We start from the raw sequence: 26,176 nt of genomic DNA on the forward strand, positions 1-26,176 counted from the left end.
TGGCTCGAAAACAAGGAACACGAAATGACAAACGTTGGACATGTTGATCGATTGCTGCGCCTCATTCTGGGTGCGGTTTTGCTGGCTGCGCCCTTCCTCCCTGTGTTCGCAGGACTGTTTGCTGCCTGGGGCGCGTGGAAATTTGCCGTGGCTGGCGTGGGCGTTGTGATGATTGGAACCGCCCTGTTCCGGTTCTGCCCTGCTTATACAGTGCTTGGCATCAATACCTGCCCGATTACAAAGAAATAAACCCTTCTTTCGGCGCCTGGGCGCTGAAGGTTCGATCTTCTCTGCCGACTGGTCCTGCGCAGCCAATTGCAGGGCACTTGGTCCCTTTCAAGCCGGAGCTTGCCGTTAGATGATCACTGAATTCACCCCCCTTGCCTCACTGTTTGGCGGCGTCCTGATCGGCTTTGGTGCCTTGATTTTGATGGTATTCAACGGGCGCATCGCGGGCATGACCGGCATGTTGAACGGTATGCTGGAACCACGAAATCCCGACAGCCCTTGGCGGCTGGCGTTTCTGGCGGGCGCGATTGTGGCCCCCTTGCTGGCCACTCTGCTTGGCGCTGAATTCGCCTTCGTCTCTCCGACCAATGGGGCGCTGCTGGCTTTGGGGGGCGTGATCGTGGGGATTGGCGTCACATACGGATCGGGCTGCACCTCGGGACATGGCGTGTGCGGTATGGCGCGCCTGTCACCCCGGTCGCTGGTGGCAACCCTGACCTTCATGGTCACGACCTTTGCCACCGTTACGCTGATCCGTCATGGTTTTGGAGGGTGATGCAGATGAACCGCATCTTCTCAGCCCTTGTCGCGGGCATGATCTTTGGACTTGGCATCGCCATCTCGGGGATGGGCAACCCGGCCAAGGTGCTGAATTTCTTTGACCCCCTCGGCACATGGGACGCAAGCCTTGCCTTTGTGATGGGTGGGGCATTGGTCACCACCGCGATTGGCTATCGCGTGATCTTTGGCCAGCGCAAAATACCGCTGTTCGACAAGAAATTCCACCTGCCGACGGCACGTGTGATTGATGCCAAGCTGATCGGCGGTTCTGCCTTGTTCGGCGTGGGCTGGGGCATTTCCGGTTTTTGCCCCGGGGGTGCCATTCCGGCCCTCGGCTTTGCGCCGTGGCCGACAGCGCTTTTCCTGATCTCTATGGGGGGGGGCATTCTGATTGCGCGCTGGCTGCAAGCCTTGCCCCGCCGCCAAACCATCTGACAGTCCGAAGGAAACATTCATGAAGACCTTTGCCCCGATTCCGCATGCTGTTGATCTTTCAATCAAACCTGAGGTTACGGCCTTCTTTGACGAACCGACCAACACAGTGACCTATGTCGTGCGCGATCCGGCCGGCACGGCCTGCGCCGTCATCGATTCTGTGATGGACATCGACTATGCCGCAGGACGCATCTCCTATACCTCGGCCGATGCAGTGATCGACTTCATCCGCGCGCAGGGCCTGACGCTGGAATGGCTGATCGAGACACATGTCCATGCCGACCACCTTTCGGGCGCGCCCTACATTCAGGGCAAGCTTGGTGGCAAGATCGGCATCGGTGAGAATATCACCATCGTTCAGGACACGTTTGGCAAGGTCTTCAATGAAGGCACCGAGTTTCAGCGCGACGGCTCGCAGTTTGACCGTCTGTTCAAGGATGGTGACACCTATCAGATCGGCGGTATGACGGTGTTTGTACTGCACACACCCGGTCACACCCCGGCCTGCATGACGCATGTGGCGGGCGATGCCGCCTTTGTCGGCGACACGTTGTTCATGCCAGATGGCGGATCGGCCCGTGCCGATTTCCCCGGCGGGGACGCACGCACGCTGTACCGGTCGATACAGCGGGTGCTGTCGCTGCCCGCGGAAACGCGGCTGTTCATGTGCCATGATTATGGGCCCAACGGCCGTGAAATCCGTTGGGAAACGACTGTGGCCGAACAGATCGCGCACAATATTCACGTCAGGGATGGCATCACCGAAGATCAGTTCGTCGAGGTCCGTGAAGCCCGTGACGCCAGCCTTGCCATGCCGAAACTGATTATCCCATCGCTGCAGGTCAACATGCGCGCGGGCGATCTGCCGCCCCCGGATGCAAGCGGGAAGCGCTTTCTGAAAGTGCCGATCAACGGGCTGTAGGCTTTCGGAACGGCAACGCCGCACCCTGTATTCGCCGCGCGACAAAAAAGGCCAAGCCGTTGAAACGTTTATCTTCCCTGTTTCCGATCCTCGGGTGGGCACCTGCCTATACGAAAGCCGACGCGCAAAGCGATCTGGTCGCGGCGGTGATCGTGACCATCATGCTGGTGCCGCAAAGCCTTGCCTATGCCATGCTGGCCGGCCTGCCGCCGCAGGTGGGGCTTTATGCCTCGATCTTGCCCCTGATCGCCTATGCGATCTTTGGCACCAGCCGGGCGCTCGCGGTCGGGCCGGTGGCCGTGGTGTCCTTGATGACAGCGGCGGCGGTGGGGCAAGTGGCGGCCCCCGGCAGCGCGGAGTATCTGACGGCAGCCATCACGCTGGCCTTCCTGTCCGGGATTGTCCTGGTGGCAATGTCGGTGCTGCGCCTGGGGTTCTTAGCCAATTTCCTGTCGCATCCGGTGATTTCGGGTTTCATCACCGCATCGGGACTCCTGATTGCGATCAGCCAGCTGCAGCACATTCTGGGGATCAGGGTGGAAGGTGACAGCCTCTTGCGCATTCTGGGTGGGATCTACGCGAAGCTTGATGGGCTGAACCCATTTACCCTTGCCATCGGCATGACTGCGACTGCATTCCTGTTCTGGACACGCAAGCAGTTGAAGCCACTTTTGCTGGCGCGCGGCCTGCCTGCGCGTGCGGCAGATCTGATCGCCAAGTCCGGCCCGGTTGCCGCCATCGTCCTGTCCATCCTTGCGGTTGTCGGCTTTGGGCTGGTGGACAAGGGTGTAAGAATCGTTGGCGACATCCCCGGCCACCTGCCGCCCTTTGCGGTGCCGTCGTTTGATCTGGGCCTGTGGCAGGAACTGTTGCTGCCTGCGGTGCTGATCAGCCTTGTCGGTTTTGTGGAATCTGTATCGGTCGCGCAAACCCTGGCCGCGAAACGGCGGCAACGCATCGTGCCCAATCAGGAACTGACCGCCCTTGGTGCGTCCAACATCGCCTCGGCCTTGTCGGGCGGCTATCCGGTGACGGGTGGGTTTGCCCGGTCCGTGGTGAATTTCGACGCGGGTGCCGAAACTCCGCTGGCGGGTGCCTTTACCGCGGCAGGTATCTTGGCCGCGACCGTTTTCCTGACCCCCCTGTTCCAGTTCCTGCCACAAGCCGTGCTGGCCGCCACGATCATTGTGGCCGTCCTGTCGCTGGTGGATATCGCCGCAATCCGGCGCACCTGGGCCTATTCCAAGGCCGATTTCGCCGCGATGGCGGTGACCATCCTGACGGTGCTGCTGGTGGGGGTCGAAGCGGGGATTACGGCCGGCGTGTCGCTGTCGCTGGCGCTGTTTCTGTGGCGCACGTCGCGCCCCCACATCGCCATTGTTGGCCAGGTGCCGGGAACAGAGCATTTTCGCAACATTGACCGCCATGATGTCATCACCGATCCGCGCATCCTGTCGATCCGGGTCGATGAAAGCCTGTACTTTGCCAATGCCCGCGCCCTTGAAGACGCGATCTATGACCACATTGCCGATCAGCCACTGCTGAGGAACGTGGTTCTGATGTGCCCGGCTGTGAATGCTATCGACGCAAGCGCGCTGGAGAGCCTTGAAGCCATCGCCCATCGACTTGGCTCTGCCGGGATCGGCTTTCATCTGTCAGAGGTGAAAGGTCCGGTGACGGACGCGCTGATGCGGTCCGATTTCATGGACCACTTCAAGGGGCGGATCTTCCTGTCGCAATACGAAGCATTCACGACACTGACCGCCGCGGCACCGAATGGGACCATGACGCCGACCGGTTCCGGGATGCGCGTAGAGACCGCGTAGAGGGACAAGGGGTTAGCCGCTGGATGCCCGGTCGGGCGACGCGCGCAAAGTAGTCTGCTATGACAAACAACGTTGCCGCCACCGCGAGGCAATCACTGCAACCGTCGCCTCTGCGCTGTCGACCTTCCCCGACTGTCATCTTCTGGCTCGGACGATCAATGAGTCTCGACCTCTGGCCGATCATCGCTTAGGATTCGAGCCGATCGCCCGGATACGGCGGCAGAATTTCAAGGAAAGACCACCAAGGAGGTAGGCATGAAAATCATATCCTTCAACGCTCTGGCAGGGGCCGCGCTTGCGGTCGGGCTGATGGCACAAGGCGCGGTGGCGCAGGACATGCAGTTCTTCCGCATCGGCACCGGCGGTACGGCAGGCACGTACTATCCCATCGGCGGCCTGATCGCGAACGCCATCTCGAACCCGCCCGGATCGCGCGCCTGCGATGAGGGCGGATCCTGCGGTGTGCCGGGCCTGATCGCTACGGCAGTCGCCTCCAACGGGTCGGTCGGCAACGTGAATTCGATCAATGGTGGCACGCTCGAGGCCGGGTTCAGCCAGTCTGACGTTGCATATTGGGCACAAACCGGCACTGGTCTGTTTGAAGGCCAGCCTGCCGTGGAAAAGCTGCGGCTGATCGCCAACCTGTATCCTGAAAGCATCCATTTGGTGGCCAGCGCCGGGTCCGGCATCACCTCGGTCGCCGATCTGCGCGGCAAGCGCGTGTCGCTGGACGAACCGGGGTCGGGCACGCTTGTTGACGCCAAGATCATCCTTGAGGCCTTTGGCCTGACCGAGGCCGACATCACCCCGGAATATCTGAAGCCCGATCAGGCATCAGACCGGATGCGCGATGGCGCGATGGATGCGTTCTTCTTTGTCGGCGGCTACCCCGCTGGCGCGATTGCAGAACTTTCCAGCCAGCATGATGTGGTGATCGTGCCGATCACCGGGCCGGAAATCGACGCGCTGCGCGCCGAATACAGCTTCTTTGCCAACGACACTTTCCCGGCAGGCACCTACAATGGGCAGGATGCCGAAGTGGCCACCATTTCGGTGGGCGCGCAGATGGTGACCTCGGCCGATCTGTCCGAAGATCTGGTCTACGGCATCACCAAATCGCTGTTCAACGAGACGACGCAGCGTCTGTTTGCCAACGGTCATGCCAAGGGCAAGTTCATCACGCTGGAAAATGCGGTTGAGGGGGCGGGCATCCCGTTCCATCCGGGTGCGGAGAAGTTCTACAAGGAAGTCGGCGCGATCGAGTGATCGGGCTTTTCTGACCTGAAGACGGGGACGCGGCCAGCAGTGGCCGCGTCCTCTCTATGAAAGACAGATTGCAAGGACCGTCTGATGAGCAACGACACGCGCGCCCTGACCGAGGCGGAACTGCGGGCAATCGAAGAAGAATTTGATCCCGAGGCGCGGTTCAGAACCATCACGCGACCCGTGGCGCTGTTGTCCGGGGTCATTCTGTTCGCGCTGGCGGTATATCATTATTACACTGCCGGTTTCGGCATCCCGCGCGCGACCACGCATCGCGGCGTGCATATGGGTGTGTCGCTGTTTCTGATTTACCTGAGCTTCTCCGCGTTCTCGTCGGGGCGCACAAAGACCACAGGCTTTGTCATTCTGGGTCTGCCGGTGCTGGACTGGCTGTTTGCCTTTGCGGCGCTGATCAGCGCCCTTTATGTGCCGTGGATCTACGTTCAGTTGGCCTTCCGCATCGGTAACCCGTTGCCGATTGATGTGGCGATGGGCACCATCCTGCTGGTGACCTTGTTCGAGGCTGTGCGCCGGTCGATGGGCTGGCCGCTGCCGGTGATAGCGCTTCTGTTCATCGGCTACGCCTATTTCGGCCGGTCAATGCCGGGCATTTTCGTGCATCCGGGAGCGGATTGGTCGGGCATCGTCAACCACCTCTATCTGTCCTCCCAAGGGGTTTACGGCACCGCGCTGGGCGTGATTGCCACCTATGTGTTCCATTTCGTGCTGTTCGGCGTGATGGCGCAGAAAATCGGCCTTGGTCAGCTGTTCATCAATCTGGCCACCGCGCTGACCGGGCGTTATGCAGGGGGGCCTGCCAAGGTTTCCGTAGTTTCCTCCGCCCTGCTCGGCTCTATCTCTGGGTCGTCCATCGCCAACACGGTCACCACCGGTGCGCTGACCATCCCCACCATGATCAAGATCGGCTTCAAACGCCATTTCGCGGCGGCGGTCGAGGCGGCGTCGTCCACCGGTGGGCAGATCACGCCGCCGGTCATGGGGGCGGTGGCTTTCCTCATGGTGGAATACCTTGGCATCCCGCTGCGCACGATCCTGATCGCGGCCATCGTGCCAGCCTTCATGCATTTCTTCGGCGTTTTGGTGCAGGTGCACCTTGAGGCAAAGCGGCTGGGCATCCGCGGTCTGACCAAGGAAGAACTGCCCAACGCGGCAAAGGTGCTGCGCGAAGGCTGGCTGGCCATACTGCCGCTGATCCTGCTGGTCTGGATGCTGATGTCGGGCCGCACCCCGTTTCTTGCGGCGTTCTGGGCCATCACCGCCTGTATCGCGGTCTATGCGATACAGCGGGTTATGGCATCGGGTGTGACCGAGGGCGCAAAGGAGTTCGTCACCGGTATTTTTGAGGGCTTTGTCTCCGGGGCCAAAAGCTCACTCTCCGTCACTGCCGCTGCGGCCTTGGTGGGGGTGGTCATCGGGGTTGTCACGCTGACCGGCATCGGTTTCAAGATCGCCTTCATGCTGACCAGTCTGGCGCAGGGCTGGGCGGTCAGCACGCATGCCTTCCTCGGCTTCCTGCCGTTCGAGCTGTTCGGCATCGAAACGCTGGCGCTTCTGTTCACCCTGATGATGACCGCCGTGGTCTGCATCCTGATGGGATGTGGCATCCCGACAACGGCCAATTACATCATCATGGTCGCCGTCGCTGCCCCTGTGCTGGCCATGATGAATGTCGAACCGTTGGTCGCGCATTTCTTCGTGTTCTACTATGGGGTGCTGGCCGATGTGACCCCGCCGGTGGCACTGGCCGCCTATGCCGCCTCTGGCATCGCCGGGGCCAACGCGTTCAAGGCGGGCAACACCGCCTTCCGCCTGTCGATGGGCAAGGCGCTGGTGCCGTTCATGTTCGTCTTCTCACCTTCGCTTCTGCTGGTGACCGAGGGCTTTACATGGAGCGCCTTTGCGCTGGCTTTTACCGGCGCGGTGCTGGGCATTCTGGCGCTGTCCGCCGCGATCACCAACTGGCTGATGGCCCCGCTATGGAAGATCGAGCGGGTGCTGCTGCCCATCGCGGCCCTGCTGATGATCGCGCCGGAGTTTGTGTCAACCGCGCTGGGCGCGGCCATTCTGGGCGTGGTTGCCTTGCGTCAGTGGCTGGGCTTGCGGGCCGGGCCGCCAGTCAAGGCCCTTTAAAGGGCCCTGATCCGGTCGCGGAACCGGGCGGCCCCCTCAACAATGTGGTCCAGCACCACCTCGACCGCCCAGTGCTTGTCGGCGATGTCATAGGGGATCGTGCGGCTGTGAACGCAGTCGAACGTGCCGATGCGGCGGTGATAATGCTTGGCCAGCTTGGGATAGCCCATGCCTTCCGACATGGCCGACAGCACCAGAAACGTGTCCATCTCTGCCGCCAGATCCGGGTGGTCGCGGCCATGATCCATCAGCCAGCGGTACAGATCGGGGTGAAAGTTGTTCATCACCCCCGAAAACCCATGCCCGCCCGCCAGAATCGCCGGCCAGGCAATCGCCGCATTGGCATTGTTGATCGCCAGCGGCGAGCCTGCCACCAGCGTCAGCCGCCGCTTCACATCGTCCAGATCGCAGGTCACGTCCTTGAGGAAGGCAAAGCGCCCGCTTTGGGCACACCAGCTGACCTCGTCATTGGTCAGCAAGCGGCGATAGGGGGCGGGGCATTCGTAAAGGCCAAGCGCCATGTCGGATGGCAGGGCAGTCAGCAGATCATCAATCCGCGCGCGGAACACGTCGCTGCCCTCATCCGCTGCCGCCAGCCGGTTGGTCACCAGAACCACCGCATCCACCCCGGTCTCGGCAATGGTGCGCAGCTCCACCTTCTGATCGTCCATCGCTGCCGAGATATGCCCCGAGGCCACCACCGGCACGCGTCCTGCCACATGCTTCACCGCGAACCGCGCCAGATCGCGGCGTTCGTCCAGCGTCAGGAACAGCATTTCTGACGACTGGCACACTGCAAACAACCCGTGCGAGCCGTTGTCGATGTACCAGTCAATCAGCCGGGCATAGCCATCCCAGTCGATGGTGTTGTCCGGCTTGAACGGCGTAATCACGACCGGGAAAATACCTTGCATCGCATGCGACATTCGGGAGCGTCCTTGAGTTTTCGGAAAATGAAAGGGGTTAGCCAGCATAGCCAAAGGCACGCGGCAGCATCAGGATGATATCGGGTACCAGGATCATGACCAGCAGCGCCGCCACCAGCACAGCCAGAAACGGCCAGACCTCCTGGATGATTTCTGCCAGCGGAATCCGGGTGACGGCGTTAATGACGAACAGCAGGATGCCATAGGGCGGCGTGATCAGCCCGATCATGCAGTTCACAATGGCAATCACCCCGAAGTGGACCAGATCGATGCCAAGCTCGCGGCAGCTGGGGATGAACAGCGGAATGATGACCAGAATGATGGTCGAGGCATCCAGAAAGCAGCCGAGCAGCAGCAGCAGCAAATTGATACACAGCAGGAACACCAGCGGGTGAATATCCAGACCCACAAGCGCCTGCGCGACCACACCGGGAATATTCTCTGACGCCACAATGTAGTTCAGGATCAGCGCCCCGCCGATCACCAGCCCCACCGCCGCAGATGACCGCGCAGAGTTGACCAGAATCTCGTAGAACGTTTTCAGCGACAGCGACCTGTAGAACACCGCCGCAAGGATCAGCGCGTAAAACGCCGCCACTGCAGCAGCTTCGGTCGGCGTGGTGACACCGCCATAGATACCGTAGAGCAGAATGGCGGGCATCAGCAGCGCCGGGCCTGCGTTCAACGTGATACGCGGGAGATCGCGCAGCGGAACCGGATCGTCCTTGGCAAAGCCGCGCCGGTGCGAGATCCAGGCGTTCATCGCCATGAGAACCCCACCCATAAACAGTCCCGGGACGATGCCCCCCAGAAACAGAAACCCGATAGAGGTGTTCGAGACCAGCGCATACAGTACCATCGGGATGGATGGCGGAATGATCGGGCCGATGGTGGCCGAAGCGGCCGTGATCGCCGCCGCATAGCCGCGCGTGTAGTGACCAGACTTCACCATCATGTCGATGATCAGCTTGCCGATGCCGGCAGCATCCGCCACCGCAGACCCCGACATACCGGAAAATACCAACGACGCCATCACATTCACATGCCCCAGCCCGCCCCGGAACCGCCCGACGATGGCAATACAGAACTGCAGCAAACGGTCCGATACCGTCCCGGCATTCATGATATTGGCGGCTACTATAAACAGCGGCACCGCAAGCAGGATAAAGCTCTGGTACAGCCCGTCCATCAGCACTTTGCCGCTGATGCCGATGCTTTGCCCTGCCGCCACCAGATAGGCCATCGAGGCCACCAGAATGGCATAGGCGATCGGTGTGCCCATTGCCGCAAGACCCATCAGGGTGACAAGGCAGAGAAGAAATTCAAAACTCATGGTTTGGTCCGCTCCTCACCCGGCAGCACAGGCTCTTCGACGCCATGGCGGAACGCCTGCCAGACCAGCCAGAAATAGCGGGCGGCAACGGCCAGCAGAAACACGATGTAGATTACATAGATGTCCCGCATCCGGATCCAGTCGCCGAACAGTTCGCCCAGCGTGGCAGTTCGTTTCAGCCGCAGAATCATGAAGCGGTCCCAGGTCGGCCACACCGAGGCCAGCAAGGCGATGGCGATGGCAAGCCCGGTGATGATGGCAAAAGCGCGTCGCACTGGCGGCCGCACGGCCAGATACAGAATGTCAAAAGTAACATGGTCATGCTGCCGCACGATAAAGGCATTGCCCCAGAAGATCAGCCAGACCCAGACCGCCAGACAGAATTCCAGTGTCCAGCCATAATTCACTGGCTGCAACCAAGGCATATTGACCGCCACCCAGTCGATCCGCGCCGTGTAGCGCACCACGACCTGCAGGATAAAGGTGCCGAACATCGCCGCCATCAGCGCGGCAGCAAACCCCTCGGCCGAGGTGCGCAGCAGGGATTGAAGTCGGGCCACGGAACGCCTCCCGCATATGACAGGCAAGGGATGGAGCAGAGGAAAGACGGGATCGGGGGGGGGCGCAGGCGGCCCCCCGACCGACGTCTCACGTCAGATCAGTTGCCAAGGGCGTTGATCTGTTCCAGCACGCCTTCGGGCCAGGATTGCGCGAATTCGGACCCGACATATTGCGCCTGCACATGAGTGCGGAATGCTTCCAGATCCGGCTCGTACACTTCAAGCCCCTGTTCTTTCAGGAAGGTGACCAGCTCTTCTTCCTTGACCAGTTGACCTTCGCGGCCAGACGCAGCGGCGTCATCTGCCGCCTTTTGCAGGGCCGTCTGTTGGTCCGCCGTCATGGTGTCCCAAACCGACTTAGAGAAGGCGATGTAGTTCAGGTCTACCAGATGCGCGGTCAGGCTGACCTGCTTGGTCACTTCGTAGAACTTGGCGTCCACAACCGTTGGCAGCGGGTTGTCCTGACCGTCAACCGATCCGGTCTGCAGCGCAGTATAGATTTCGGTAAAGGCCATCGGTGTCGGGTTGGCACCAATGGCGCGCCCCAGGAACTGCCAGGCATCAGATCCCGGCATCCGCAGATTCACACCTGCCAGATCGGCCGGTGTCATTACCTCTTTTTCCGAACGTGGGAAACGCAGGTTCACATGGCGCTTGCCCAGATACATCACCGACAGCAGCTTCACGCCAAGCTCGTCCTCAACCTTTTGCTTGAACGGGGTCATCAGGGCGTCGTTGAAGACAGCGACCTGATGTTCGGCGCTTTGATGCACGTAGCCCGTTGCAAAGATCGAAAACTCGGGGAAGAAATTTGCCAGTTCCTGAGCAGATGCGATCGACATCTCCAGATCGCCCGAAGAAATTGCTTCCAGCTCGGACCCTTGGGCCACCAGCGACGCGTTGTAATGCGGCTGATAGGTCGCAAATTCGCTTATCGCCGGGCCAAAGACGGTGGCAAGCGCGACCGACCGCTGGTCCGTCTCAGAGGCCGGGGTCGACATGCGGATGACCGGCTTGTCTTGGGCCAATGCAGAAAATGGCGAAAGACTCGCGGCGAAAAGTGCCAAAGCCCCGGCGGACGCCAGAAAAGCCCGGCGTGTCAGATGGTGTGTCATGCTGTTTACTCCTCCCAGAATATGTCGGTGTCTGCACTATGTTCCGCCTGGCCTTGATGCACCCGGCTTTCCTCCACCCGGTCCGCTGCCAGAAACATTGCGCTTACCTTTCGTCAACTAACATGTTAGTATCATGTTAGCAATAGATCAGTGGGCAAACGATGTCTGAACCGATGGTCACACAGAATTTGGCGAGGCGGGTTTCGCCCGGTGCCGGGGCGGAGCCGTCCTTGCGGCAGATTGCCTATGACCGGATCGAAGAGCTTCTGAACTGGGGCAAGGTCCGGCCGGGCCAGATCATCTCGCAGCGCGAGCTGATGGAAATGGCCGATGTCAGCTTAGGGTCGGTGCGCGAAGCCATCCCGAGGTTCGAGGCCGAGGGGCTGTTGCTGACCCTTCCGCAGCGAGGCTTGATGGTGCCAAGTCTGGATGTGACCTTTATCCGAGAGGCCTATCAGATGCGGCGAATGATCGAACTGGGCGCTGTGCCGGCCATTCTGGCCCGGCTGGACCGCAGCCTTGTCACCGAATGGATTGACTGGCACCGCGCAGCGCAGGTACGGCTGGGGCAGGATGACGGGAACGATCTGGAAGACTTTCTGCGCGACTTTCAGCTATACGACTGGGACATGCACGCACAGATGGTCAGCGTGATGGAAAACCGCCTGATGTCGAATGTTTATCGGGTGACGGCCATCAAGATCCGCATGGCCGCCCAGTCGCGGGTGCGGGTGACCCGCCAGAATGCAACCCGGGTGATCAAAGAGCATCTGGCATTCCTGACGCCGATGCTGGCGGGCGAGGCCGATGCCGCAACCCGTGCCCTGTCATTTCATATTGATCAGTCCCTGACCCTCGCCTTGGGCGGCATGGTTCAGGGCTAGGGGCAGGTCAGGAGGGTATTGCTCCCGGCCTGCCCCCACGCCACGGTCACACCCCCGCCGTAACGGCCGGATGCGACAATGCGGTCATGATGCCGCGCAGTTCGGCCAGCCCTTTCAGACGACCAATGGCCGGATAGCCCGGCTGTGCCTTGCGGGTGTGGTCATCCAGAATGTTTTGCCCATGGTCGGGGCGCATCGGGATCTGCCAGTCGGCCCTGCCTGCCGCCTTGCGGCGGGTCTGCTCGGCCAGCACCGCTGCGATCATGGCCACCATGTCGGTGTTGCCTTCCAGATGCGCGGCCTCATGGAAAGATCCGCCCAACTGCCGCTCCTCCAGCGTCACATTGCGCAGGTGCAGGAAGTGCACCCGGTCGCCCAGCCGCTTCATCATCCCCGGAAGGTCATTGTCGGCGCGCGCGCCCAATGATCCGGTGCACAGCGTGATTCCATTGGCGGGCAGGTTGACCGCGTCCATCACCGACTTGTAGTCGGCCTCAGTCGACATGACGCGGGGCAGGCCCAGCAGTGGGAACGGTGGGTCATCCGGGTGGCAGCACAGCCGCATTCCGATCTCTTGCGCCACCGGGCTGACTTCGGCCAGAAACTCAATCAGGTGACCCCGCAGCTTTTCGGCCGAGATGTTGTCGTAATGGGCCAGATGGGTCTTCACATCGTCCATCGACATCCGCTCTGCCGATCCGGGCAGGCCAAAGACCACGTTACCGCACAGCTCTTGCTTGCGGGCATCAGACATGTCGGCAAACCGGGCGCGGGCTGCTTCGGTTACAGCCGCGCTGTAATCCGCCTCTACACCTTTGCGCTGTAACAGGAACAAATCAAACGCCGCAAAGTCGACGGCATCGTAGCGCATGCACGTGGCACCATTGGCCAGCCGGTAGGACAGATCGGTGCGGGTCCAGTCCAGGATCGGCATGAAGTTGTAGCAGATCACTTCTATCCCCGCCGCGCGCAAGTTGCGCATCGACGTGATCCAGTTGACGATATGGGTTTTCCAGTCGCCGGTCTGCCGTTTGATATCTTCCGAGACCGGCAGGCTTTCCACCACCTCCCATTTCAACCCCGATGGTTCCCCGTCCTTCATCACCGCCAACTCGGCCTGACGTTGCGCAATGTCTGCCGGGGTCCAGACCCTGCCGGTCGGCACATGATGCAGGGCTGTCACAACCCCTTCCACGCCAGCTTGCAGCATGTCGTCAATGGACACCAGGTCCTTGGGGCCGAACCAACGCCAGGTCTGTCTCATCTTCATTCCTTCTCAACAGATATGCCGCGCTCAGGCGCTGGCGAAAGAGAGTTGCACCTTGACCGACTTGGCGCGGTCGCGGGCGGCGCAAAGGCGGTCAGTGCCTCGGTCACCGGAAAAGTGTCGGTGATCCTTGGCCGAGGGTCGATGGCGCCGGAGCCTATCTGCGCGACAGCGTCCAACGCTTGGGTATCAAAGCGCTGCGACCCCATGAACAGGATTTCCTTGCCCACTATCACGTTCAACGACATCGGTGTCGGCCCGGCCACACCCACCTGCACCATTGTGCCACACGGGCGCAGAGAGGTGACGGCATCACGGATCGCCGGGGCTGCGGCAGAGCATTCGAAGACCAGATAAACCATGCCCTTATCTGCATGTCAGACCGCCAGCCCATCGGGGCTTGTGGCTGTGTTGGTGGCGTGCTCGGCCCCCATCTGCCGGGCCACGGCAATGGCGGCGCTCTGAACATCGGTCACGATGATGTCGGCGGCCCCGCGCTGACGGGCAATCGCCACGCTGAGCAGCACTGTCTTGCCCGGCATTGGGCCGCTCAAAGCGGTGCCGCGATTGGCCGCATGCAGGCAAACGGCCAGCGACCCGGCACAGACTGCCGCACTGGGGTCGGTGCCGTCAGGCAGCACCGCGCACTGGCTTGGGCCAATCACCACTCTGTCGCGGAACATGCCCTGCTGATGCGGCAGATACATTGCCGAGCCTTTGAATGTCATCGCGCTGCAATGGATCGGCAGCCCTTGCTGACAAAAGTCACACAGTCCGCAGGGATGCGACGGGTTTATCGCCACCAGCTGGCCGACCGACAGCCCGGTCACGCCTTCGCCCGATGCATCAACCCGGCCCGCCTCGTGCACCAGAATGATAGGTTCGCCCATACGGATCGTCCCGATGCCGCCTTCCAGCCAGCAGTCCAGGTCCGACTCGCAGATGCCCTTAGGCAGCACCGCCACCCGCACTTCCGCCGGCGCGTTCATCGCCCGGGGCTCGAGGCGCAGATCATCCTGCCTGTGCAGACACACAACACGGATTTGCGAATGTTTGGTCATATTGGCCAAAGGGCATTCGATTTGTGTGTGTGGGAAGACGGGGTCTGGCGGCCCACCCACAGCCTTTGCTGGAAGCCACGGTCGGGATCGCGGAAGGTCGTGTATAGGTGCGGACTGTCACTATGCTCTTCCCCGGATGGTGGCTGGTCGGCATTGGTCGCAGTTAAAGGAAATACCCGGGCTGTTCGTGCCTTATCACCGGCAGATTGGTCAGAATGCCCAGCAGATGCCGCCGCACGCAGCTTTCGGCTTGGTTCGCCGGAGTGCAGCGGCTTAAACCGAATCGAAGACGCAATACGATCTGACATCTCAAATCTCCCTCATTCAGAAGTTAAGCCATACTACCATACCAGTCAAGGCAAGAGAATGCTGAGCCATTGCCCGAGCTGCCACCAGACGCTACCATACAAGTGGCGAAAGATCGTTCCGGGCGCGAACGTTCTGCCGAACAGAAATATTAAACGTCATGGATACAGTGATCAACAACGATCAGATAGATCCGCGTGGCTCTGTCGGGCGGCAGTTGGTTCAGATCCTTCGTGAGCGGATCATTGAAAACCGCATGAAACCCGGTGAGCGGGTATCCGAGGCAGAGCTGAGTGTTCAGTTCGGTGTCAGCCGACAGCCTGTTCGTGAAGCCTTCATCAAGCTGGCCGAAGAAGGGCTGGTACAGGTCCGTCCACAGCGTGGCACCTATGTCTGCAAGATTTCTCTGCGCGCGGTGGAAGATGCCCGCTTCATCCGCGAAGCGATTGAAGGCGATCTGATGCGGATCCTTGCGGTCGACCCAGACCGCGCTTTGCTGCGGGAACTGCGCCATCAGCTGGACGCACAGATCAACCTTTGCCAGGTCGGGTCAACCCAGCCGAAGCGGACTGAATTCCTGCGGCTTGACGATCTTTTCCACCGGACGCTGGCCGAGGCGGCGGGGCGTCAGCATCTGTGGCAGGTCATGGATGGCGTGAAATCGCAGATGGACAGGGTCCGATACCTGACAACACAGAATCTGGACATCAAACACCTTGTCGCCCAGCATGCGGCCGTGGTTGATGGGCTCGAAGCGAAAGATCCGGTTCGGGCCGAAGCCGCGATGCGGCGTCATCTGCGCACCATCCTGCAGGATCTGGTTGTGCATCAGGCCCGCACCCCCGAGGTTTTCGAAGGGTCTGACATTGACCTTAACGCCATGGCGCGTGTTGCGCTGGATCAACGCGAATAACGAAGGGGGCCGGACGATCAGAGTCCCTGTTCACCATCAGTCGCGCAGGGCGTCGATTGCTTCCTGTTTATCGGCACCCCCGAACTCTGCGATGGAGCTTTCACGCGCCGGGACCCTTGCCGCCACACACGGGCCCTGGTCGAAATCCTCCGACACCTGACCTACAAGCGCACCTCTGTTCAGCTGTCGCTGAAACGACGCCGTTTTGACGGCAGACCCCATCAGCATCTACTGCTGGCCCGGGGTCAGTGTGTCGATCTTGGGCTTGCTCATCGCGACGACCACCGGGCTGTAGGCGTGGCGTGACTGCGTGACATTGTCCTGCACCTTGAAGAATTTGGCAGACATTAACCCGCCCAGCGGATGTTCCTGTGCAGTGCCGGTACCATGGCGGAGCCAAAGATCTCGCGGCTACAAAAGGAAGAAAAGTCCTCACACGCCAGCCCGTTGCGTGTTTTTGAAGGCAAAGCTCTGATCGACGCTGGCAGTCTAAGCCAGCAAATCAATGCGGAATTGCTTCCGCTTTGGCAGGCCATGCCCGGAAATACGGACGTCCGTCCGACCATTGCCGATTCGCGTGACTCGGGTGCGCCCGAGCTTCTCATGGCTCTGGCCGTTGACGACCCTGACCACAGCACGCTGGATGCATCGCTTGCTTGCCCGCATGCTTTCTGACACGAGATCACAGTGCAAAGATCCTGGCCCGGCTTTTCGCAGGCAGGAGTCATCACCATGTGATGCGGACGCAGTCCGCAGACTGATCCGAAAGAGATCCCGTCGCGGATCTGCGTGATCACAGCCGCAGTCGGTACAGCCACCTGCCGCGACAACACTACCGTCACCAGGAGGAAAAAACTCTTTGCCTGGCAGATGTCACGTGGCCTTGGTACGGCGGCACAGCGCGACGGGGCAATGATGATGAAAGGCTTCTGCGTATCCGCAATCCGCTTACCTTCATCTGATTTCGGTCCTTTTGTAGCGAAGATGGCCTTTCCGAAAGCTCCGGATTCAATCCAGTCCAGTTTCCTGCGCAAGGGTCGGATGCGATAAACTACTGGAAGTTATGCCTGCGCCATGCAATCTGCTTGCAAGTTGAGCTGAAGGCCAACGCATTCTGAGGACGACGTGATGAGAGAACTGCAGCGGATTCTGCACGTGGATGATGCCGAAGACGTTCTGTTCATAGCGAACCTGGCGCTGAAGCAGATCGGTCAGTTCGAGCTTTTACAATGTGATTCCGGCAAACAAGCAATCACAGAGGCGGTAGCCTTTCGTCCAGAGCTGTTCCTTCTAGACTATATGATGCCCGAAATGGACGGCAAAGAAACGCTCAACGAGCTTCGCAAGCTGCCCGGCCTGAGTGATGTGCCGGTTGTCTTCATGACGGCGCGGGTCAGCGAAGAGTTTTCAAATGGTCTTCGCCAAGAGGGCGCTTTGGATGTCATCGCAAAGCCCTTCGATCCGATGAGTCTCGCCGATCAGCTCCGCAAACTCTGGCAGGCTCACAAGGGTTTGTATTAAAGCTTTTTTCTGACCTAGGACGTCGTCAGACCAGTTGTGTTCCGGTTGGCCGCATCTGCGACCAGTTCGGCACCTGCGCATGCGCCGCCTGTGTCTGTCAGACGGTCAAATTCTATGAAAAACGTCGATCCGACTCCGAGTTCGCTGACGTAGTCGATTGTGCCGTTGTGGCGTTCGACGATCTGCTTGGTAATGTTGAGTCCAAGGCCGGTGCCACCGACCTTGCGAATATCCGACGAATCGACCTGACTGAACCTGCCAAAAACGCGATCTTTGGCACCATTCGGAATGCCCACGCCTTCATCCTCGACCAAAATACGGATGCGGGTGCCAAGGTTTTCAACGCGCACCGTTACCGAACCGCCCTGACTGGAGAACTTGAGCGCGTTGGACAGCAGATTGTTCATCACCTGGATCATGCGGCTGCGATCTCCCATGAACCGGCACTCTTCAACGCAGGGGACGGTTACAACCTGGATGCCAACCTTGTTTGCATAGCCGATGGTGGATTCCACTGCCTCGGCCACCATATCGTCCGCGTCGATGGGTTTGAGATGGAACACGATCTCGCCTGCCTCGATCTTTTGCAGGTCAAGCAGGTCGTCAATCAGGCTGGCGAGCCGATGCCCATTTTTGGTTGCTATGCCGATCACGGGTTTGAGGTTTTCGGGCACCTCGCCGAGGACGCCATTGTTGAGAAGGTCCAGCCCTCCGATGATTGAGGTCAACGGGGTCCGCAACTCGTGGCTGACCGTGGAGAGGAACTGCGACTTGATCTCCAGGGCGGCTTTGGTCCGCTCGTTTTCCTCCTCGAGCAGCTTCATCTGGTGGAGCCGGTCCTGGTAGCCTCGATAAAATTTCGCCGAGATGTCGACAATGAAGTAGAGCACGAAGATGATCGTGAAGAACTCCAGCCAGACGGGGGAAGTGAGCGGAGGAAAGTAACGATACACGTCAAGAAGCGCGATGTAGAGAAACGCTCCCCCGTAAATCGAGAGACGCAAGAGCAGGATACTGACCATCTGACTGTTGTACATTGCGGCAAAGAGCGACGCAGAAAACAGAAAGAACAGCGGCGTGAAATGCCCGCCAGAGGTTTGCTGAACTGCAATGGTGATGCTGAAGACGCTGATCGCCACGGCGCTGAGAATGGTATTGAAGGCAATGCCTTTGAGGATCTGTCGGCCCACGACCGGGTCAAGTCCATCCCAAGCCTTGGACTTGCGGGCAAGCATCATGTCAAGCATTTCGGTGACGACGACCAGCGCGTAGGTTGAGAAGGTCCAGAGCGGGTCGAAATACAGCGCGGCCAGTACGGCCGCAGCAAAAAAGCTGGCCTGCCGCTGCCAGACCACTTGGTTGAGGAGGACCACGTAATCTTTGATCAGTTTCTCGCGGCCGTCCGAGTTGAACCGGTTCGCCCAGGCCGCCCTAACCGTGTGTAGGTCAATCATGGATGCCTCTGCCGCCATTCTAAACTCAAATGCTACCGTGCCAATGTGTCGAAATTCGGCCGGACGATGGGCAGGGTGCGGCTTTTCCTTGTGAAATGAAAGGCAAAGGCGAGGCTCTCCTCGCAGGTTTCGCTTTGCGCAACAATCCGCATTGGCACAGTGGGCACCGTACCCATCGGGGTTGGGGGCGGCCCGACGTTGATTGCGCCTTGTTGTGGAACGGACGCCACGCCGGGCTGCCGTCAGGCTGCCTTGGGTCGGCCCGCTTTCGAAGCGGCATAAATCCCCGAAAGCGCTGGGAATGCAATGTCGGCATGTGGGAATTCGTCCAGCGGACCAAAGACCGGTGAGCGTGCCAGAACGGCGTTTCGCTGTTCTTTAAAATTGGCGATCAAAAGATGCAGGGGTTTTTTCAGCCCAGGGTAGTCGCGTGCCTTTATTGCCAGTTCATAACCGAGATACCTTCGGTAAAACGCGATATGCTCGGTCCGTACTGAGGCAAGCGCAAGGTCGATATCGTAGAACATCGCGGCGAGAAACGGGATGCGCAGGGCCAGAAAGTGTATTGGCACGCGCATTTTTCGGGCGTCGGGATCTATAACGAAACGGGTCGGATCCAGAACCGTCCGTCCCTGCCTGAGATGGTCCGATAGCTCGGGAAACACATCCAGCGTCGGCGAGGTGAGCGAGAGATTGGACATCAGGTGCAACCGCATTGCCGCCTGCAGCTTTCCATCAACCTCAATCGCGACGTGAACACAGTTCGGCGCTTCGTCGAGTGCGTCCGTCAGCATCCCGCTCTCGTTTTCGGCAATCGCTTCTTCGGCGAGATAGCATTTGTAGCGCAGGCGATAGACCTCTTCGAGGTCTTTCTTGTCGGTCAGAACTCTGTAGCGGGAGCGCTGAAGCGCCTCAATAACATGTGGGTTCATGATTGATTTCTGTGTTTCTGCACAACTATGCCATTGCGCGACAGACGAGGAGGTCGCTGTATCCACGATAGACGGATTGCTTCCTGACGATCTCGAATCCCGCAGCGGTGGCAGCCGTTGCCACCTCTGCTTCGGTGTGCGTCCAGTAGTCGCCTGTCTTTTGTGCCTCGAGAATGTTTTGGTTTTGCTTGGCGATTTCCCGACCCTGCCAAAAGATCCGGAGTGCGCCGGCCAGTCCGAGTTGCTGTCGCAGGCTTGAGAACAGGTAGTTGCGCCAGTCGGCCACATCCATGTGCCGACCCAGATCGATCAGATAAAGCCAGCCACCCGGACGCAGCAGCCGGCGCAGGTCGAAAAGCCGCTCCTCTGGGGTCGGCATTGTGTAAAGCGCGTGGACGCAGATGACCAGATCCGCCGTTCCGGTTGCAACGATGTCTTCCAGCGCAAGGGTGTCGAACCTGATGTTGCCATGCGCCGCCAATTTGGATTTCGCCATCCCGATCATGCCTGTGTCGGGCTCCATGAAGCGAATTTCGCTTCCGGGGCAGTCGCGCGCCGCAATCTTGGTATAGTTTCCGGTGCCACCACCGATGTCGTAGATCAGCCGGGGTTTTTCTATGGTCGAGAGAAAAGCCTCGAAATCGTGCAGCAGCGCTTGATACTCAGGGTTGTGCTCGGACAGCAGATCGTAAGCAGATGCGTAGCTGTTCCAATCGACGCGGACTGAGCGATCAGCCGTTTCAGTTTTCTGAAGAGTCACGGGATCGGACCCTTCAACACGTGTGTGTGACGGCATGAAAAGAAGACTCCAGAGCTTGTTTGGAAAGGGCCTGCTGCGCGACCTCATTAGTTAACAACACGTTAAGACGCGAGGCGGGCATTGCAAGGACTTTTACCAACAGTGCATTCGATCTTTGCGAAATGTTTCCAATTTTGCAACTTGTTATTTGACCGAATGAACGAGAGCCGGCCGGGCCTCGCCAAGGCAGGTGCGCCTGCCAGGCTTCGCGTGGCTTACAAAATATGCTCTGTACGCCAAATACAACCTCGAATTGTGGTGGGTTGGCGGGTGCGGGCACCGTCCGACATCGATGGGTTTGGCCCGGTTCGGTCGCTTGAGGCCAACCGGGCAAGGCCTCCTGCTCCGCGGAACCCCGCAACAAAATGTGACCACAAAAAGGCAAAAAGAACACAGTGCGGGGAAAGGCTTCTCTGTTCGGACCAAATGCAACCCCAATTCTGGGCGACAAAAGACCGAATCGGGCGGGCATGAAACCACTGGAGGGGTAATGGTATTTTTAATGAGTAATGATAACCGGGCAACGCTGGATCTGGTGGCGCACTTTCTCGGTATCGTAACGCATGACAACATCAACGCCGCCCCCTCGGCAATTGCGGCCCCCAGGGTTGCCTCTTCAGCGCCGGCATCCGGTGCCTCGGGTTTCCGGTGACCCAGTCTGGATATTGATGCCCAGACTTGTGGGTTGACCTTTCCCCCGATTGTCCCTCGCTCGTAACGAGAGCCCTTCGGTCATTGAGCCGATCCCCAATGGTGGACTGTCCGAAGGTAGAGTTTTCCGGCCTCGCTCAGCGTGGCGGGCTGGTGATGCCACATGAGGGCTTGTTGCCCGCCGCTTTGCTCATCACCGGCCAGAACCGCGCTGTGCTGACGTTAGTGCGTGTGACCTGCATGGCTATGGCCGGTGCCCCCTGCGTCTTCAACCGCAACATGCACGTAGAGATGCTGGTCGCTGAAGCTCAGCTCCAGGTCGATCTTGTCACCTTTGGTCAGGGGGGTCGCCAGCCCGGTCAACCGGAGTGCGAGGGTGCGCGGGAGGAGGTCAAGGTGCTGGCCAGCGGCAAGCGGCATTTCGGGCAACACCTGCCATGCTTCGGTCCCGTCGGTATAGGTGAAGCCGACAAGCTCGGCACGCTGGCCGTCTGCGGTTTCTGCGCCGGTCAGGGTGACCGCAGCGTCAGACCCGTTTTCGATCTCCATGTAGATCAGCGCCTCGGGGCCAGAGGTGGCCGGGGTCCAGGCATGAACGACCCGCAGGCCATCGGCTTCGGTCAGATGATGATGACCATCATCGGCAGCGGCCAGCGGGGTGGCGGCAAGCAGAAGGGCGGCAATGAGGGACAGTTGGCGCATGGCAGGCTCCGGTTTGGTCAGCTGCGAAGATCGGTGAGAAGGGGGCGGCGGGTGGCGGCCAGTGCGGGCAGCAGGGCAAGCAGCAGCGTCAGGCTGACAAAGCCCGCGACCAGCTGCACCTCGGTCCAGCTTACGGTGGCGGTGACCAGAACATCGGTGCGCGCGGTGATCACGCGCGAAAAGCCGATGGCGGCAAGCCAGCCAAGTGCCAGTCCGATCACTGAACCGGCGGCGATCAGCGTGGCGCTATAGCTCCAGACCACGGCAAAGACAAAACGACGCCCGGCGCCGATGGCGCGCAGCAAGGCGAGTCCGCGCGCGAAAATCCGGGTCAGGATCATCAGTCCGGCCAGAATGGACACGGTGACAAGCACCTGCGTTACCACCGCCATAAGCGACATTGCCTCGCGGATGTCGCGCATCAGCCCGTGCAATTGGGCCAGCACAGTGCCGGGAAAAAAAGCCATCATGTCGGCGCGGGTATAGCGCGACTGCAGCGCATAATTGCCCCAGAGCGCATCAGCGCGGACAAGTATGGCCGGTGTGCCGGGAAAGTATGCGGCATCAAACGGTGGGCCAATCCGGTTGCCTGCGCTCGGGGCATGGCCGTTGGCAAGACCGTGGACTTCCCACACACCCTCTACCGGGACAAGGATCGCCCGGTCCCAGGGGCTGCCGGTGGGCGCCATGCGGCCCGTGACAGTGTAGGCGGCACCGTGATGGGCATCCTCCTCGGCGGCAGGACCGTGGCCATGCGCGGGTGAGAAGGTTTCTCCGGTTGCGATGGGGACAAACGCCCCGGCCACCGCTTCGGAGGCGGTGGTGAACATCTGGCCTTCGAGCAGCGGGCCTGCGAGATGGGTCACAAATTCGGCTGTGGTGCCAACGACCGGGGCACCGAGATAGGTGTCGCCAAAGGCGATCGGAGCGGCAAAGGCGACATCCGGGTCCGCCGCGACCTCGGCATACTGCGCGCTGGTCAGCAATGGCACGTCCGACGGTTGCAGATAGACAGCGGCAAACATCAGGGTGATTTCGCTGCCGGGGGCGGCCAGGATCAGGTCGAAAGCCGCTGCGGCGCGGGCGCTGCCTTGCCGTAGCCCGCGTTCCTGTGCCGTCAGGCCGATGCCTATGGCGACCGAGACGGCAATCAACCCGACAAACACCGCGTTGACGACGCTGAACCGCCGCAGCATGGCCCGGACCAACCGCCCGGGCGCAAACCCGCGCAGCACAAGCACGCCGGTCACCAATCCGGGCAACAATAGCAGGACCACCGTCGCCGCATCTTGCACAACGGCGGGCAGTCCTGCCCAGAAGTCCAGCGGGCTATCCATGCGAATCCTCCACAATCCTGCCCTCGGCCATGGTGAGCACCCGGTCCAGCCGCGCGACCAGTGCCGGATCATGGGTAACGGCAATCAGAGTGCGTCCAGCCTCTTGCGGCAGAGCGGCCAGATCGTCGATCAGCCGGTTGGCGCTTGCACGGTCCAGGCTTGCGGTCGGTTCGTCGGCGAGGATCACTGCCGGGTCATTGGACATGGCGCGGGCCACCGCGATCCGCTGACGTTCGCCGCCCGAGAAACTGTCAACCCGGCGCAACCCGATCTGTCCCAGACCCAGCCTTTCCAGCCAAGCGTCCGCCCGTTGCCGCAGGTCCATGCGTCGGGCGGCGGGCGCGAATGAGGCGGCTAGGGCGGCGTTATCCAGCCCGCCCAACTCCTCGAACAACAGGAAGTCCTGAAAGATCAGTCCGACATGGTCGCGGCGAAAGCGGGTCCGGGCGGCATCACTCAGTCTGGAAATATCGGTATCGCCCCAGAAGATGCGCCCGGTTGCAGGCTGCACCAGCCCTGACAAGGCATGCAGCAGCGTCGATTTCCCAGCCCCCGACGGCCCCCGGATCGCGACAGAACTTCCGGCAGGCACCAGCAGAGCACCAACCGATACCAGCGGTCGTCCATCGGGAGCGCGTATCTCCAGCCCGGCCACAGACAGCCCAAGGCCGGTATGGCCGGCTGCATCACGCACGCGCGTAGGTCGCATCCGTCAGCCGCACCTTGGAGTAAAACCCGAGCTCCGGGTCGACATAGTCCCCCAGCTCCAGCACGCCCGTTGACTCGATCGGCACGTTGAAGGGAATGACGTTGACCACGCGCTTGGCGTAGATGGCGAGGATGTCATCGGGCCATGGCATCCCGGGTTCGCAAAACGGGCAGACTGTCATCGGCATCTTGGTCAGGACAAAGAACGTTGACTCGGCCTTGAGCGGCGGGGCCATGAACCCGGCGATGGTGATGCGGTCGCCTTCATGTGACAGCGCCAGATCTGAAAAGCTCATGTCTCGGTTGTAAAGTTCGCGCAGGCGGATCGGTACATCCTGCGCCCGCACAGGCGGCGGCAGGATGGTCGCCGCAGCAAGGGCAGGCAGCGACAGCAAAAGGCGGCGGCGGGACAGTATCGGCATCGGATCATCCTTTGCACTTCTTGTAACAAACGACCGGCACAGGGATGTGACGAGGCGGCCCATAGGGGGCACGCAGTTTGGCCGGAATCAATGCAGACGGGCCCCGTTTGTGCCGGGGCCCGTCGCGGGCAGAGGTTCAGATTACTGAGCGGTCATCGCGTGATGCATGACGTGGAAGATCACGTTCTGCTCGATGGTGCCGCCGATCAGATGGGCAAACGGGCCGTGGGCATAGACTGCGACATCCGAGCCGGAGTGGGTTTCCGACGACATCGGCACCAGCGCCTGCTGCAGATAGTCCGGGTCGGTGGCCTGTTCATCGGTCACGGTCGGGCGGGTGCCGAAGTAGCTGCCATCCGCCTGTGCAGTCAGCACCGAACCGGCACCGTTGAGGTAGCCAGCGACGGTGTAGGGTTTGCCATCGGCGGCAAGTTCCGGCGTTCCGGTATGTTCGACCCCTTCGTCATTGATGCCCATGCACAGGCCGGTGATCGACGAACCCCGTCCGCAATAGCCGTTGAAGGTGATTGCATGTTCATGGTCGGCGGTGACGATAATCAGCGTTTCGCTGTCATCGGTCATGTCCATCGCCATCTGCACGGCTTCGGCAAAGGCGACGCCATCTCTCAGCACCCGGTGCAGGTTGCCGCCGTGGTTGGCATGGTCGACGCGGCCCGCTTCGATCGACAGGAAGTAGCCTTCCTGATTGGCGGAAAGCGTGTTGATGGCTGCTGCAGTCATTTCGGCCAGCGACGGCTCGCCGGTACGGTCATGCTCGTACATCATGTGCGACGATTCGAAGAGGCCCAGGATCGGGGCATTGCCGGCGCCGGACAGCGCCGCAAAATCTTCATCGTTCCAGACATATTGGCCGCCTGCCGCAGTGATTTCCTCGATCAGGTTGCGGCCGTCGGTGCGGCGACCGGTCTTGCCTTCGTCATCCGTCACTTCGGCCGGCAGGAAATGCGCGCGCCCTCCACCCATGGCGAGGTCGATCAGGCCGCTGGTCATTGCGTCAACCAGCTGCGCTGCGATGTCTTTTTGCGTGGTGCAGTCTGCGGGCAGGCGAGTGTTGTCTTCCCAGTCGCGGTTGGCCGTCACAGCATAGGCTGCAGCCGGGGTTGCGTGGGTGATCCGCGCCGTCGAGATGACGCCGACCGATTTGCCCATCCCATCCGCGATCTGTGCCAGCGTGGTCAGTTCATTGCCCGGCAGGTTGGCGCAGTCGCTGACTGCGACGCTGCCATCGACATTGATCATGGTGTTCTTGCTTTTGACGCCGGTCACCATTGCCGAGGCGGTGGGGGCGGAGTCAGGGGTCTGGCCGTTGACGGTGTAGGTCTTGACCAGTGCCGAATGGGCAAAGGTTTCGTAGGGCAGAACGTGATCGTCGCCCAAACCGCCGGCCTGCTGGCCCGCGAACAGACGGATCGCATAGTTGGTGTTGACGCCATTGCCGTCTGCGTTGAACAGGATCACGTTGCGCGCCCGGTTGGTGTTGGGCTGCAGCGCCAGGCGGGCTTCGATGGTCGCCTGACCAGCGGTGAACCAGTCGCTGCCCGACTGGGTAATATCCTGCGCCATGACAGCAGTGGCGGACAGTGCCGCAATAATAGTGAAAGCAGAGGTTTTCATGTCTGTCACTCTCTTGGTTGAAACCTGCGGTCAGCGAGTAGGTCAGAGTCAAAACAACGGCATGACGCATGAATGAAACTTGTTTAACATCATGCAGTTATGATATAATGTATCTTTAGTGGTATCATTTCCGTAGCATGGCTCTACATGCGTCATTTCTTAATGCCGGTCGGCCTCGGCCCAAGTGCCACAGCCACTTGTCATGCAGCCGTTACCTCGCAGGGGGGCGTTGTTGCAGAACTCTGACTTTAGAGGATTCACAAC

Annotated in this window: 27 protein-coding genes; 11 read left to right on the plus strand and 16 right to left on the minus strand. The window is 60.3% G+C overall.

The window, feature by feature from the left end:
• Nucleotides 1-24 precede the first annotated feature (24 nt).
• The 7 genes from EEB11_RS10965 to EEB11_RS10995 all read left to right on the plus strand — a co-directional run bounded on the left by EEB11_RS10965 (nucleotide 25) and on the right by EEB11_RS10995 (nucleotide 7,386).
• A complete protein-coding gene (locus tag EEB11_RS10965) occupies nucleotides 25-249 on the plus strand; it encodes a YgaP family membrane protein (RefSeq protein ID WP_135431258.1) in 225 nt (74 codons plus the stop codon).
• A 109-nt stretch (nucleotides 250-358) separates the two neighbouring features.
• Nucleotides 359-784, plus strand: coding sequence for a YeeE/YedE family protein (locus EEB11_RS10970; protein WP_135431260.1), 426 nt, complete (start codon nucleotides 359-361; stop codon nucleotides 782-784).
• A 5-nt stretch (nucleotides 785-789) separates the two neighbouring features.
• Nucleotides 790-1,224 (plus strand): DUF6691 family protein, encoded by a 435-nt coding sequence (locus EEB11_RS10975; RefSeq protein ID WP_135431262.1) that lies wholly within the window; start codon nucleotides 790-792, stop codon nucleotides 1,222-1,224.
• A gap of 19 nt (nucleotides 1,225-1,243) precedes the next feature.
• Nucleotides 1,244-2,146, plus strand: coding sequence for an MBL fold metallo-hydrolase (locus EEB11_RS10980; RefSeq protein ID WP_135431264.1), 903 nt, complete (start codon nucleotides 1,244-1,246; stop codon nucleotides 2,144-2,146).
• A 59-nt stretch (nucleotides 2,147-2,205) separates the two neighbouring features.
• A complete protein-coding gene (locus tag EEB11_RS10985; protein WP_135431266.1) occupies nucleotides 2,206-3,972 on the plus strand; it encodes a SulP family inorganic anion transporter in 1,767 nt (588 codons plus the stop codon).
• 255 nt (nucleotides 3,973-4,227) lie between these two features.
• Nucleotides 4,228-5,238 carry a TAXI family TRAP transporter solute-binding subunit gene (locus EEB11_RS10990; RefSeq protein WP_135431268.1) on the plus strand — a complete coding sequence of 337 codons (1,011 nt, stop codon included), beginning with the start codon at nucleotides 4,228-4,230 and terminating at the stop codon, nucleotides 5,236-5,238.
• Between the two features lie 84 nt (nucleotides 5,239-5,322).
• Nucleotides 5,323-7,386, plus strand: a complete 2,064-nt coding sequence (locus EEB11_RS10995) for a TRAP transporter permease (RefSeq protein WP_135431270.1) — start codon at nucleotides 5,323-5,325, stop codon at nucleotides 7,384-7,386.
• Here EEB11_RS10995 and EEB11_RS11000 read toward each other — a convergent pair.
• The 4 genes from EEB11_RS11000 to dctP form a co-directional block, all read right to left on the minus strand.
• Nucleotides 7,383-8,312 carry a dihydrodipicolinate synthase family protein gene (locus EEB11_RS11000; protein WP_135431272.1) on the minus strand — a complete coding sequence of 310 codons (930 nt, stop codon included), beginning with the start codon at nucleotides 8,310-8,312 and terminating at the stop codon, nucleotides 7,383-7,385. The two genes, EEB11_RS10995 and EEB11_RS11000, sit on opposite strands and share 4 nt — an antisense overlap.
• A gap of 37 nt (nucleotides 8,313-8,349) precedes the next feature.
• Nucleotides 8,350-9,645 carry a TRAP transporter large permease gene (locus tag EEB11_RS11005; protein WP_135431274.1) on the minus strand — a complete coding sequence of 432 codons (1,296 nt, stop codon included), beginning with the start codon at nucleotides 9,643-9,645 and terminating at the stop codon, nucleotides 8,350-8,352.
• Nucleotides 9,642-10,205 carry a TRAP transporter small permease gene (locus tag EEB11_RS11010; protein WP_135431276.1) on the minus strand — a complete coding sequence of 188 codons (564 nt, stop codon included), beginning with the start codon at nucleotides 10,203-10,205 and terminating at the stop codon, nucleotides 9,642-9,644. The genes EEB11_RS11005 and EEB11_RS11010 overlap by 4 nt, the downstream gene beginning before the upstream one ends.
• Before the next feature lie 98 nt (nucleotides 10,206-10,303).
• Nucleotides 10,304-11,320 (minus strand): TRAP transporter substrate-binding protein DctP, encoded by a 1,017-nt coding sequence (gene dctP / locus EEB11_RS11015; RefSeq protein WP_135431278.1) that lies wholly within the window; start codon nucleotides 11,318-11,320, stop codon nucleotides 10,304-10,306.
• A 161-nt stretch (nucleotides 11,321-11,481) separates the two neighbouring features.
• Here dctP and EEB11_RS11020 point away from each other — a divergent pair, with 161 nt between their 5' ends.
• Complete coding sequence (locus EEB11_RS11020; RefSeq protein ID WP_135431280.1) at nucleotides 11,482-12,204, plus strand: GntR family transcriptional regulator; 723 nt, start codon at nucleotides 11,482-11,484, stop codon at nucleotides 12,202-12,204.
• A 46-nt stretch (nucleotides 12,205-12,250) separates the two neighbouring features.
• Here EEB11_RS11020 and uxuA read toward each other — a convergent pair whose 3' ends face one another.
• From uxuA to EEB11_RS19970, 3 genes are read right to left on the minus strand one after another with little or no spacing between them, the layout of a single operon-like run.
• The gene (uxuA, locus tag EEB11_RS11025) at nucleotides 12,251-13,468 is read right to left on the minus strand and encodes a mannonate dehydratase (protein ID WP_135431282.1); all 1,218 of its coding nucleotides are present in this window, start codon (nucleotides 13,466-13,468) and stop codon (nucleotides 12,251-12,253) included.
• A 2-nt stretch (nucleotides 13,469-13,470) separates the two neighbouring features.
• On the minus strand, nucleotides 13,471-13,833 hold the full coding sequence (locus EEB11_RS19965; protein WP_245298866.1) for a zinc-binding dehydrogenase: 363 nt from the start codon (nucleotides 13,831-13,833) through the stop codon (nucleotides 13,471-13,473).
• A gap of 15 nt (nucleotides 13,834-13,848) precedes the next feature.
• The gene (locus tag EEB11_RS19970; protein WP_245298867.1) at nucleotides 13,849-14,460 is read right to left on the minus strand and encodes an alcohol dehydrogenase catalytic domain-containing protein; all 612 of its coding nucleotides are present in this window, start codon (nucleotides 14,458-14,460) and stop codon (nucleotides 13,849-13,851) included.
• A gap of 538 nt (nucleotides 14,461-14,998) precedes the next feature.
• On the opposite strand from EEB11_RS19970, the gene EEB11_RS11035 reads away from it, so the two are divergent.
• Nucleotides 14,999-15,751, plus strand: coding sequence for a GntR family transcriptional regulator (locus tag EEB11_RS11035; RefSeq protein WP_135431284.1), 753 nt, complete (start codon nucleotides 14,999-15,001; stop codon nucleotides 15,749-15,751).
• A 228-nt stretch (nucleotides 15,752-15,979) separates the two neighbouring features.
• Here the strand turns inward: EEB11_RS11035 and EEB11_RS11040 are convergent, their stop codons facing one another.
• Complete coding sequence (locus tag EEB11_RS11040) at nucleotides 15,980-16,099, minus strand: hypothetical protein (RefSeq protein ID WP_245298868.1); 120 nt, start codon at nucleotides 16,097-16,099, stop codon at nucleotides 15,980-15,982.
• 39 nt (nucleotides 16,100-16,138) lie between these two features.
• Here EEB11_RS11040 and EEB11_RS11045 point away from each other — a divergent pair, with 39 nt between their 5' ends.
• Both EEB11_RS11045 and EEB11_RS11050 read left to right on the plus strand, forming a co-directional pair.
• Nucleotides 16,139-16,426, plus strand: a complete 288-nt coding sequence (locus EEB11_RS11045) for a hypothetical protein (protein ID WP_135431288.1) — start codon at nucleotides 16,139-16,141, stop codon at nucleotides 16,424-16,426.
• Nucleotides 16,427-16,879: 453 nt separating this feature from the next.
• Nucleotides 16,880-17,272 (plus strand): response regulator, encoded by a 393-nt coding sequence (locus tag EEB11_RS11050; protein WP_135431290.1) that lies wholly within the window; start codon nucleotides 16,880-16,882, stop codon nucleotides 17,270-17,272.
• Between the two features lie 14 nt (nucleotides 17,273-17,286).
• On the opposite strand, the gene EEB11_RS11055 is transcribed toward EEB11_RS11050, so the two are convergent.
• From EEB11_RS11055 to EEB11_RS11090, 8 genes are all read right to left on the minus strand, one after another.
• A complete protein-coding gene (locus EEB11_RS11055; RefSeq protein WP_135431292.1) occupies nucleotides 17,287-18,726 on the minus strand; it encodes a sensor histidine kinase in 1,440 nt (479 codons plus the stop codon).
• Between the two features lie 242 nt (nucleotides 18,727-18,968).
• Nucleotides 18,969-19,658 carry an N-acyl amino acid synthase FeeM domain-containing protein gene (locus tag EEB11_RS11060; RefSeq protein WP_135431294.1) on the minus strand — a complete coding sequence of 230 codons (690 nt, stop codon included), beginning with the start codon at nucleotides 19,656-19,658 and terminating at the stop codon, nucleotides 18,969-18,971.
• A 25-nt stretch (nucleotides 19,659-19,683) separates the two neighbouring features.
• On the minus strand, nucleotides 19,684-20,418 hold the full coding sequence (locus tag EEB11_RS11065; protein WP_245298869.1) for a class I SAM-dependent methyltransferase: 735 nt from the start codon (nucleotides 20,416-20,418) through the stop codon (nucleotides 19,684-19,686).
• A 912-nt stretch (nucleotides 20,419-21,330) separates the two neighbouring features.
• Nucleotides 21,331-21,810 (minus strand): copper chaperone PCu(A)C, encoded by a 480-nt coding sequence (locus tag EEB11_RS11070; protein ID WP_135431298.1) that lies wholly within the window; start codon nucleotides 21,808-21,810, stop codon nucleotides 21,331-21,333.
• Nucleotides 21,811-21,827: 17 nt separating this feature from the next.
• On the minus strand, nucleotides 21,828-23,147 hold the full coding sequence (locus tag EEB11_RS11075) for an ABC transporter permease family protein (RefSeq protein ID WP_135431300.1): 1,320 nt from the start codon (nucleotides 23,145-23,147) through the stop codon (nucleotides 21,828-21,830).
• Complete coding sequence (locus EEB11_RS11080) at nucleotides 23,140-23,856, minus strand: ABC transporter ATP-binding protein (protein ID WP_135431302.1); 717 nt, start codon at nucleotides 23,854-23,856, stop codon at nucleotides 23,140-23,142. The genes EEB11_RS11075 and EEB11_RS11080 overlap by 8 nt, the downstream gene beginning before the upstream one ends.
• A complete protein-coding gene (locus tag EEB11_RS11085) occupies nucleotides 23,834-24,277 on the minus strand; it encodes a hypothetical protein (RefSeq protein ID WP_135431304.1) in 444 nt (147 codons plus the stop codon). The genes EEB11_RS11080 and EEB11_RS11085 overlap by 23 nt, the downstream gene beginning before the upstream one ends.
• Nucleotides 24,278-24,418: 141 nt before the next feature.
• Entirely contained in the window at nucleotides 24,419-25,912 is a 1,494-nt protein-coding gene (locus tag EEB11_RS11090) for an alkaline phosphatase (RefSeq protein ID WP_135431306.1), read from the minus strand.
• Nucleotides 25,913-26,176 lie beyond the last annotated feature (264 nt).

The organism is Pseudotabrizicola sediminis, from assembly GCF_004745575.1.
GTDB classification, from domain to species: domain Bacteria; phylum Pseudomonadota; class Alphaproteobacteria; order Rhodobacterales; family Rhodobacteraceae; genus Pseudotabrizicola; species Pseudotabrizicola sediminis.

Coding starts and splice junctions, on each gene's coding strand:
- EEB11_RS11005 (WP_135431274.1), bottom strand. CDS start 9,645: ATGAGTTTTGAATTTCTTCTCTGCCTTGTCACCCTGATGGGTCTTGCG.
- EEB11_RS11060 (WP_135431294.1), bottom strand. CDS start 19,658: ATGAACCCACATGTTATTGAGGCGCTTCAGCGCTCCCGCTACAGAGTT.
- EEB11_RS11045 (WP_135431288.1), top strand. CDS start 16,139: ATGGCGGAGCCAAAGATCTCGCGGCTACAAAAGGAAGAAAAGTCCTCA.
- EEB11_RS10970 (WP_135431260.1), top strand. CDS start 359: ATGATCACTGAATTCACCCCCCTTGCCTCACTGTTTGGCGGCGTCCTG.
- EEB11_RS11085 (WP_135431304.1), bottom strand. CDS start 24,277: ATGCCGATACTGTCCCGCCGCCGCCTTTTGCTGTCGCTGCCTGCCCTT.
- EEB11_RS10965 (WP_135431258.1), top strand. CDS start 25: ATGACAAACGTTGGACATGTTGATCGATTGCTGCGCCTCATTCTGGGT.
- EEB11_RS10980 (WP_135431264.1), top strand. CDS start 1,244: ATGAAGACCTTTGCCCCGATTCCGCATGCTGTTGATCTTTCAATCAAA.
- EEB11_RS11035 (WP_135431284.1), top strand. CDS start 14,999: ATGGATACAGTGATCAACAACGATCAGATAGATCCGCGTGGCTCTGTC.
- EEB11_RS11040 (WP_245298868.1), bottom strand. CDS start 16,099: ATGTCTGCCAAATTCTTCAAGGTGCAGGACAATGTCACGCAGTCACGC.
- EEB11_RS11055 (WP_135431292.1), bottom strand. CDS start 18,726: ATGATTGACCTACACACGGTTAGGGCGGCCTGGGCGAACCGGTTCAAC.
- EEB11_RS10975 (WP_135431262.1), top strand. CDS start 790: ATGAACCGCATCTTCTCAGCCCTTGTCGCGGGCATGATCTTTGGACTT.
- EEB11_RS11090 (WP_135431306.1), bottom strand. CDS start 25,912: ATGAAAACCTCTGCTTTCACTATTATTGCGGCACTGTCCGCCACTGCT.
- EEB11_RS10990 (WP_135431268.1), top strand. CDS start 4,228: ATGAAAATCATATCCTTCAACGCTCTGGCAGGGGCCGCGCTTGCGGTC.
- EEB11_RS19970 (WP_245298867.1), bottom strand. CDS start 14,460: ATGAACGCGCCGGCGGAAGTGCGGGTGGCGGTGCTGCCTAAGGGCATC.
- EEB11_RS19965 (WP_245298866.1), bottom strand. CDS start 13,833: ATGGTTTATCTGGTCTTCGAATGCTCTGCCGCAGCCCCGGCGATCCGT.
- uxuA (WP_135431282.1), bottom strand. CDS start 13,468: ATGAGACAGACCTGGCGTTGGTTCGGCCCCAAGGACCTGGTGTCCATT.
- EEB11_RS11050 (WP_135431290.1), top strand. CDS start 16,880: ATGAGAGAACTGCAGCGGATTCTGCACGTGGATGATGCCGAAGACGTT.
- EEB11_RS11070 (WP_135431298.1), bottom strand. CDS start 21,810: ATGCGCCAACTGTCCCTCATTGCCGCCCTTCTGCTTGCCGCCACCCCG.
- EEB11_RS10995 (WP_135431270.1), top strand. CDS start 5,323: ATGAGCAACGACACGCGCGCCCTGACCGAGGCGGAACTGCGGGCAATC.
- EEB11_RS11075 (WP_135431300.1), bottom strand. CDS start 23,147: ATGGATAGCCCGCTGGACTTCTGGGCAGGACTGCCCGCCGTTGTGCAA.
- dctP (WP_135431278.1), bottom strand. CDS start 11,320: ATGACACACCATCTGACACGCCGGGCTTTTCTGGCGTCCGCCGGGGCT.
- EEB11_RS11000 (WP_135431272.1), bottom strand. CDS start 8,312: ATGTCGCATGCGATGCAAGGTATTTTCCCGGTCGTGATTACGCCGTTC.
- EEB11_RS11020 (WP_135431280.1), top strand. CDS start 11,482: ATGTCTGAACCGATGGTCACACAGAATTTGGCGAGGCGGGTTTCGCCC.
- EEB11_RS11080 (WP_135431302.1), bottom strand. CDS start 23,856: ATGCGACCTACGCGCGTGCGTGATGCAGCCGGCCATACCGGCCTTGGG.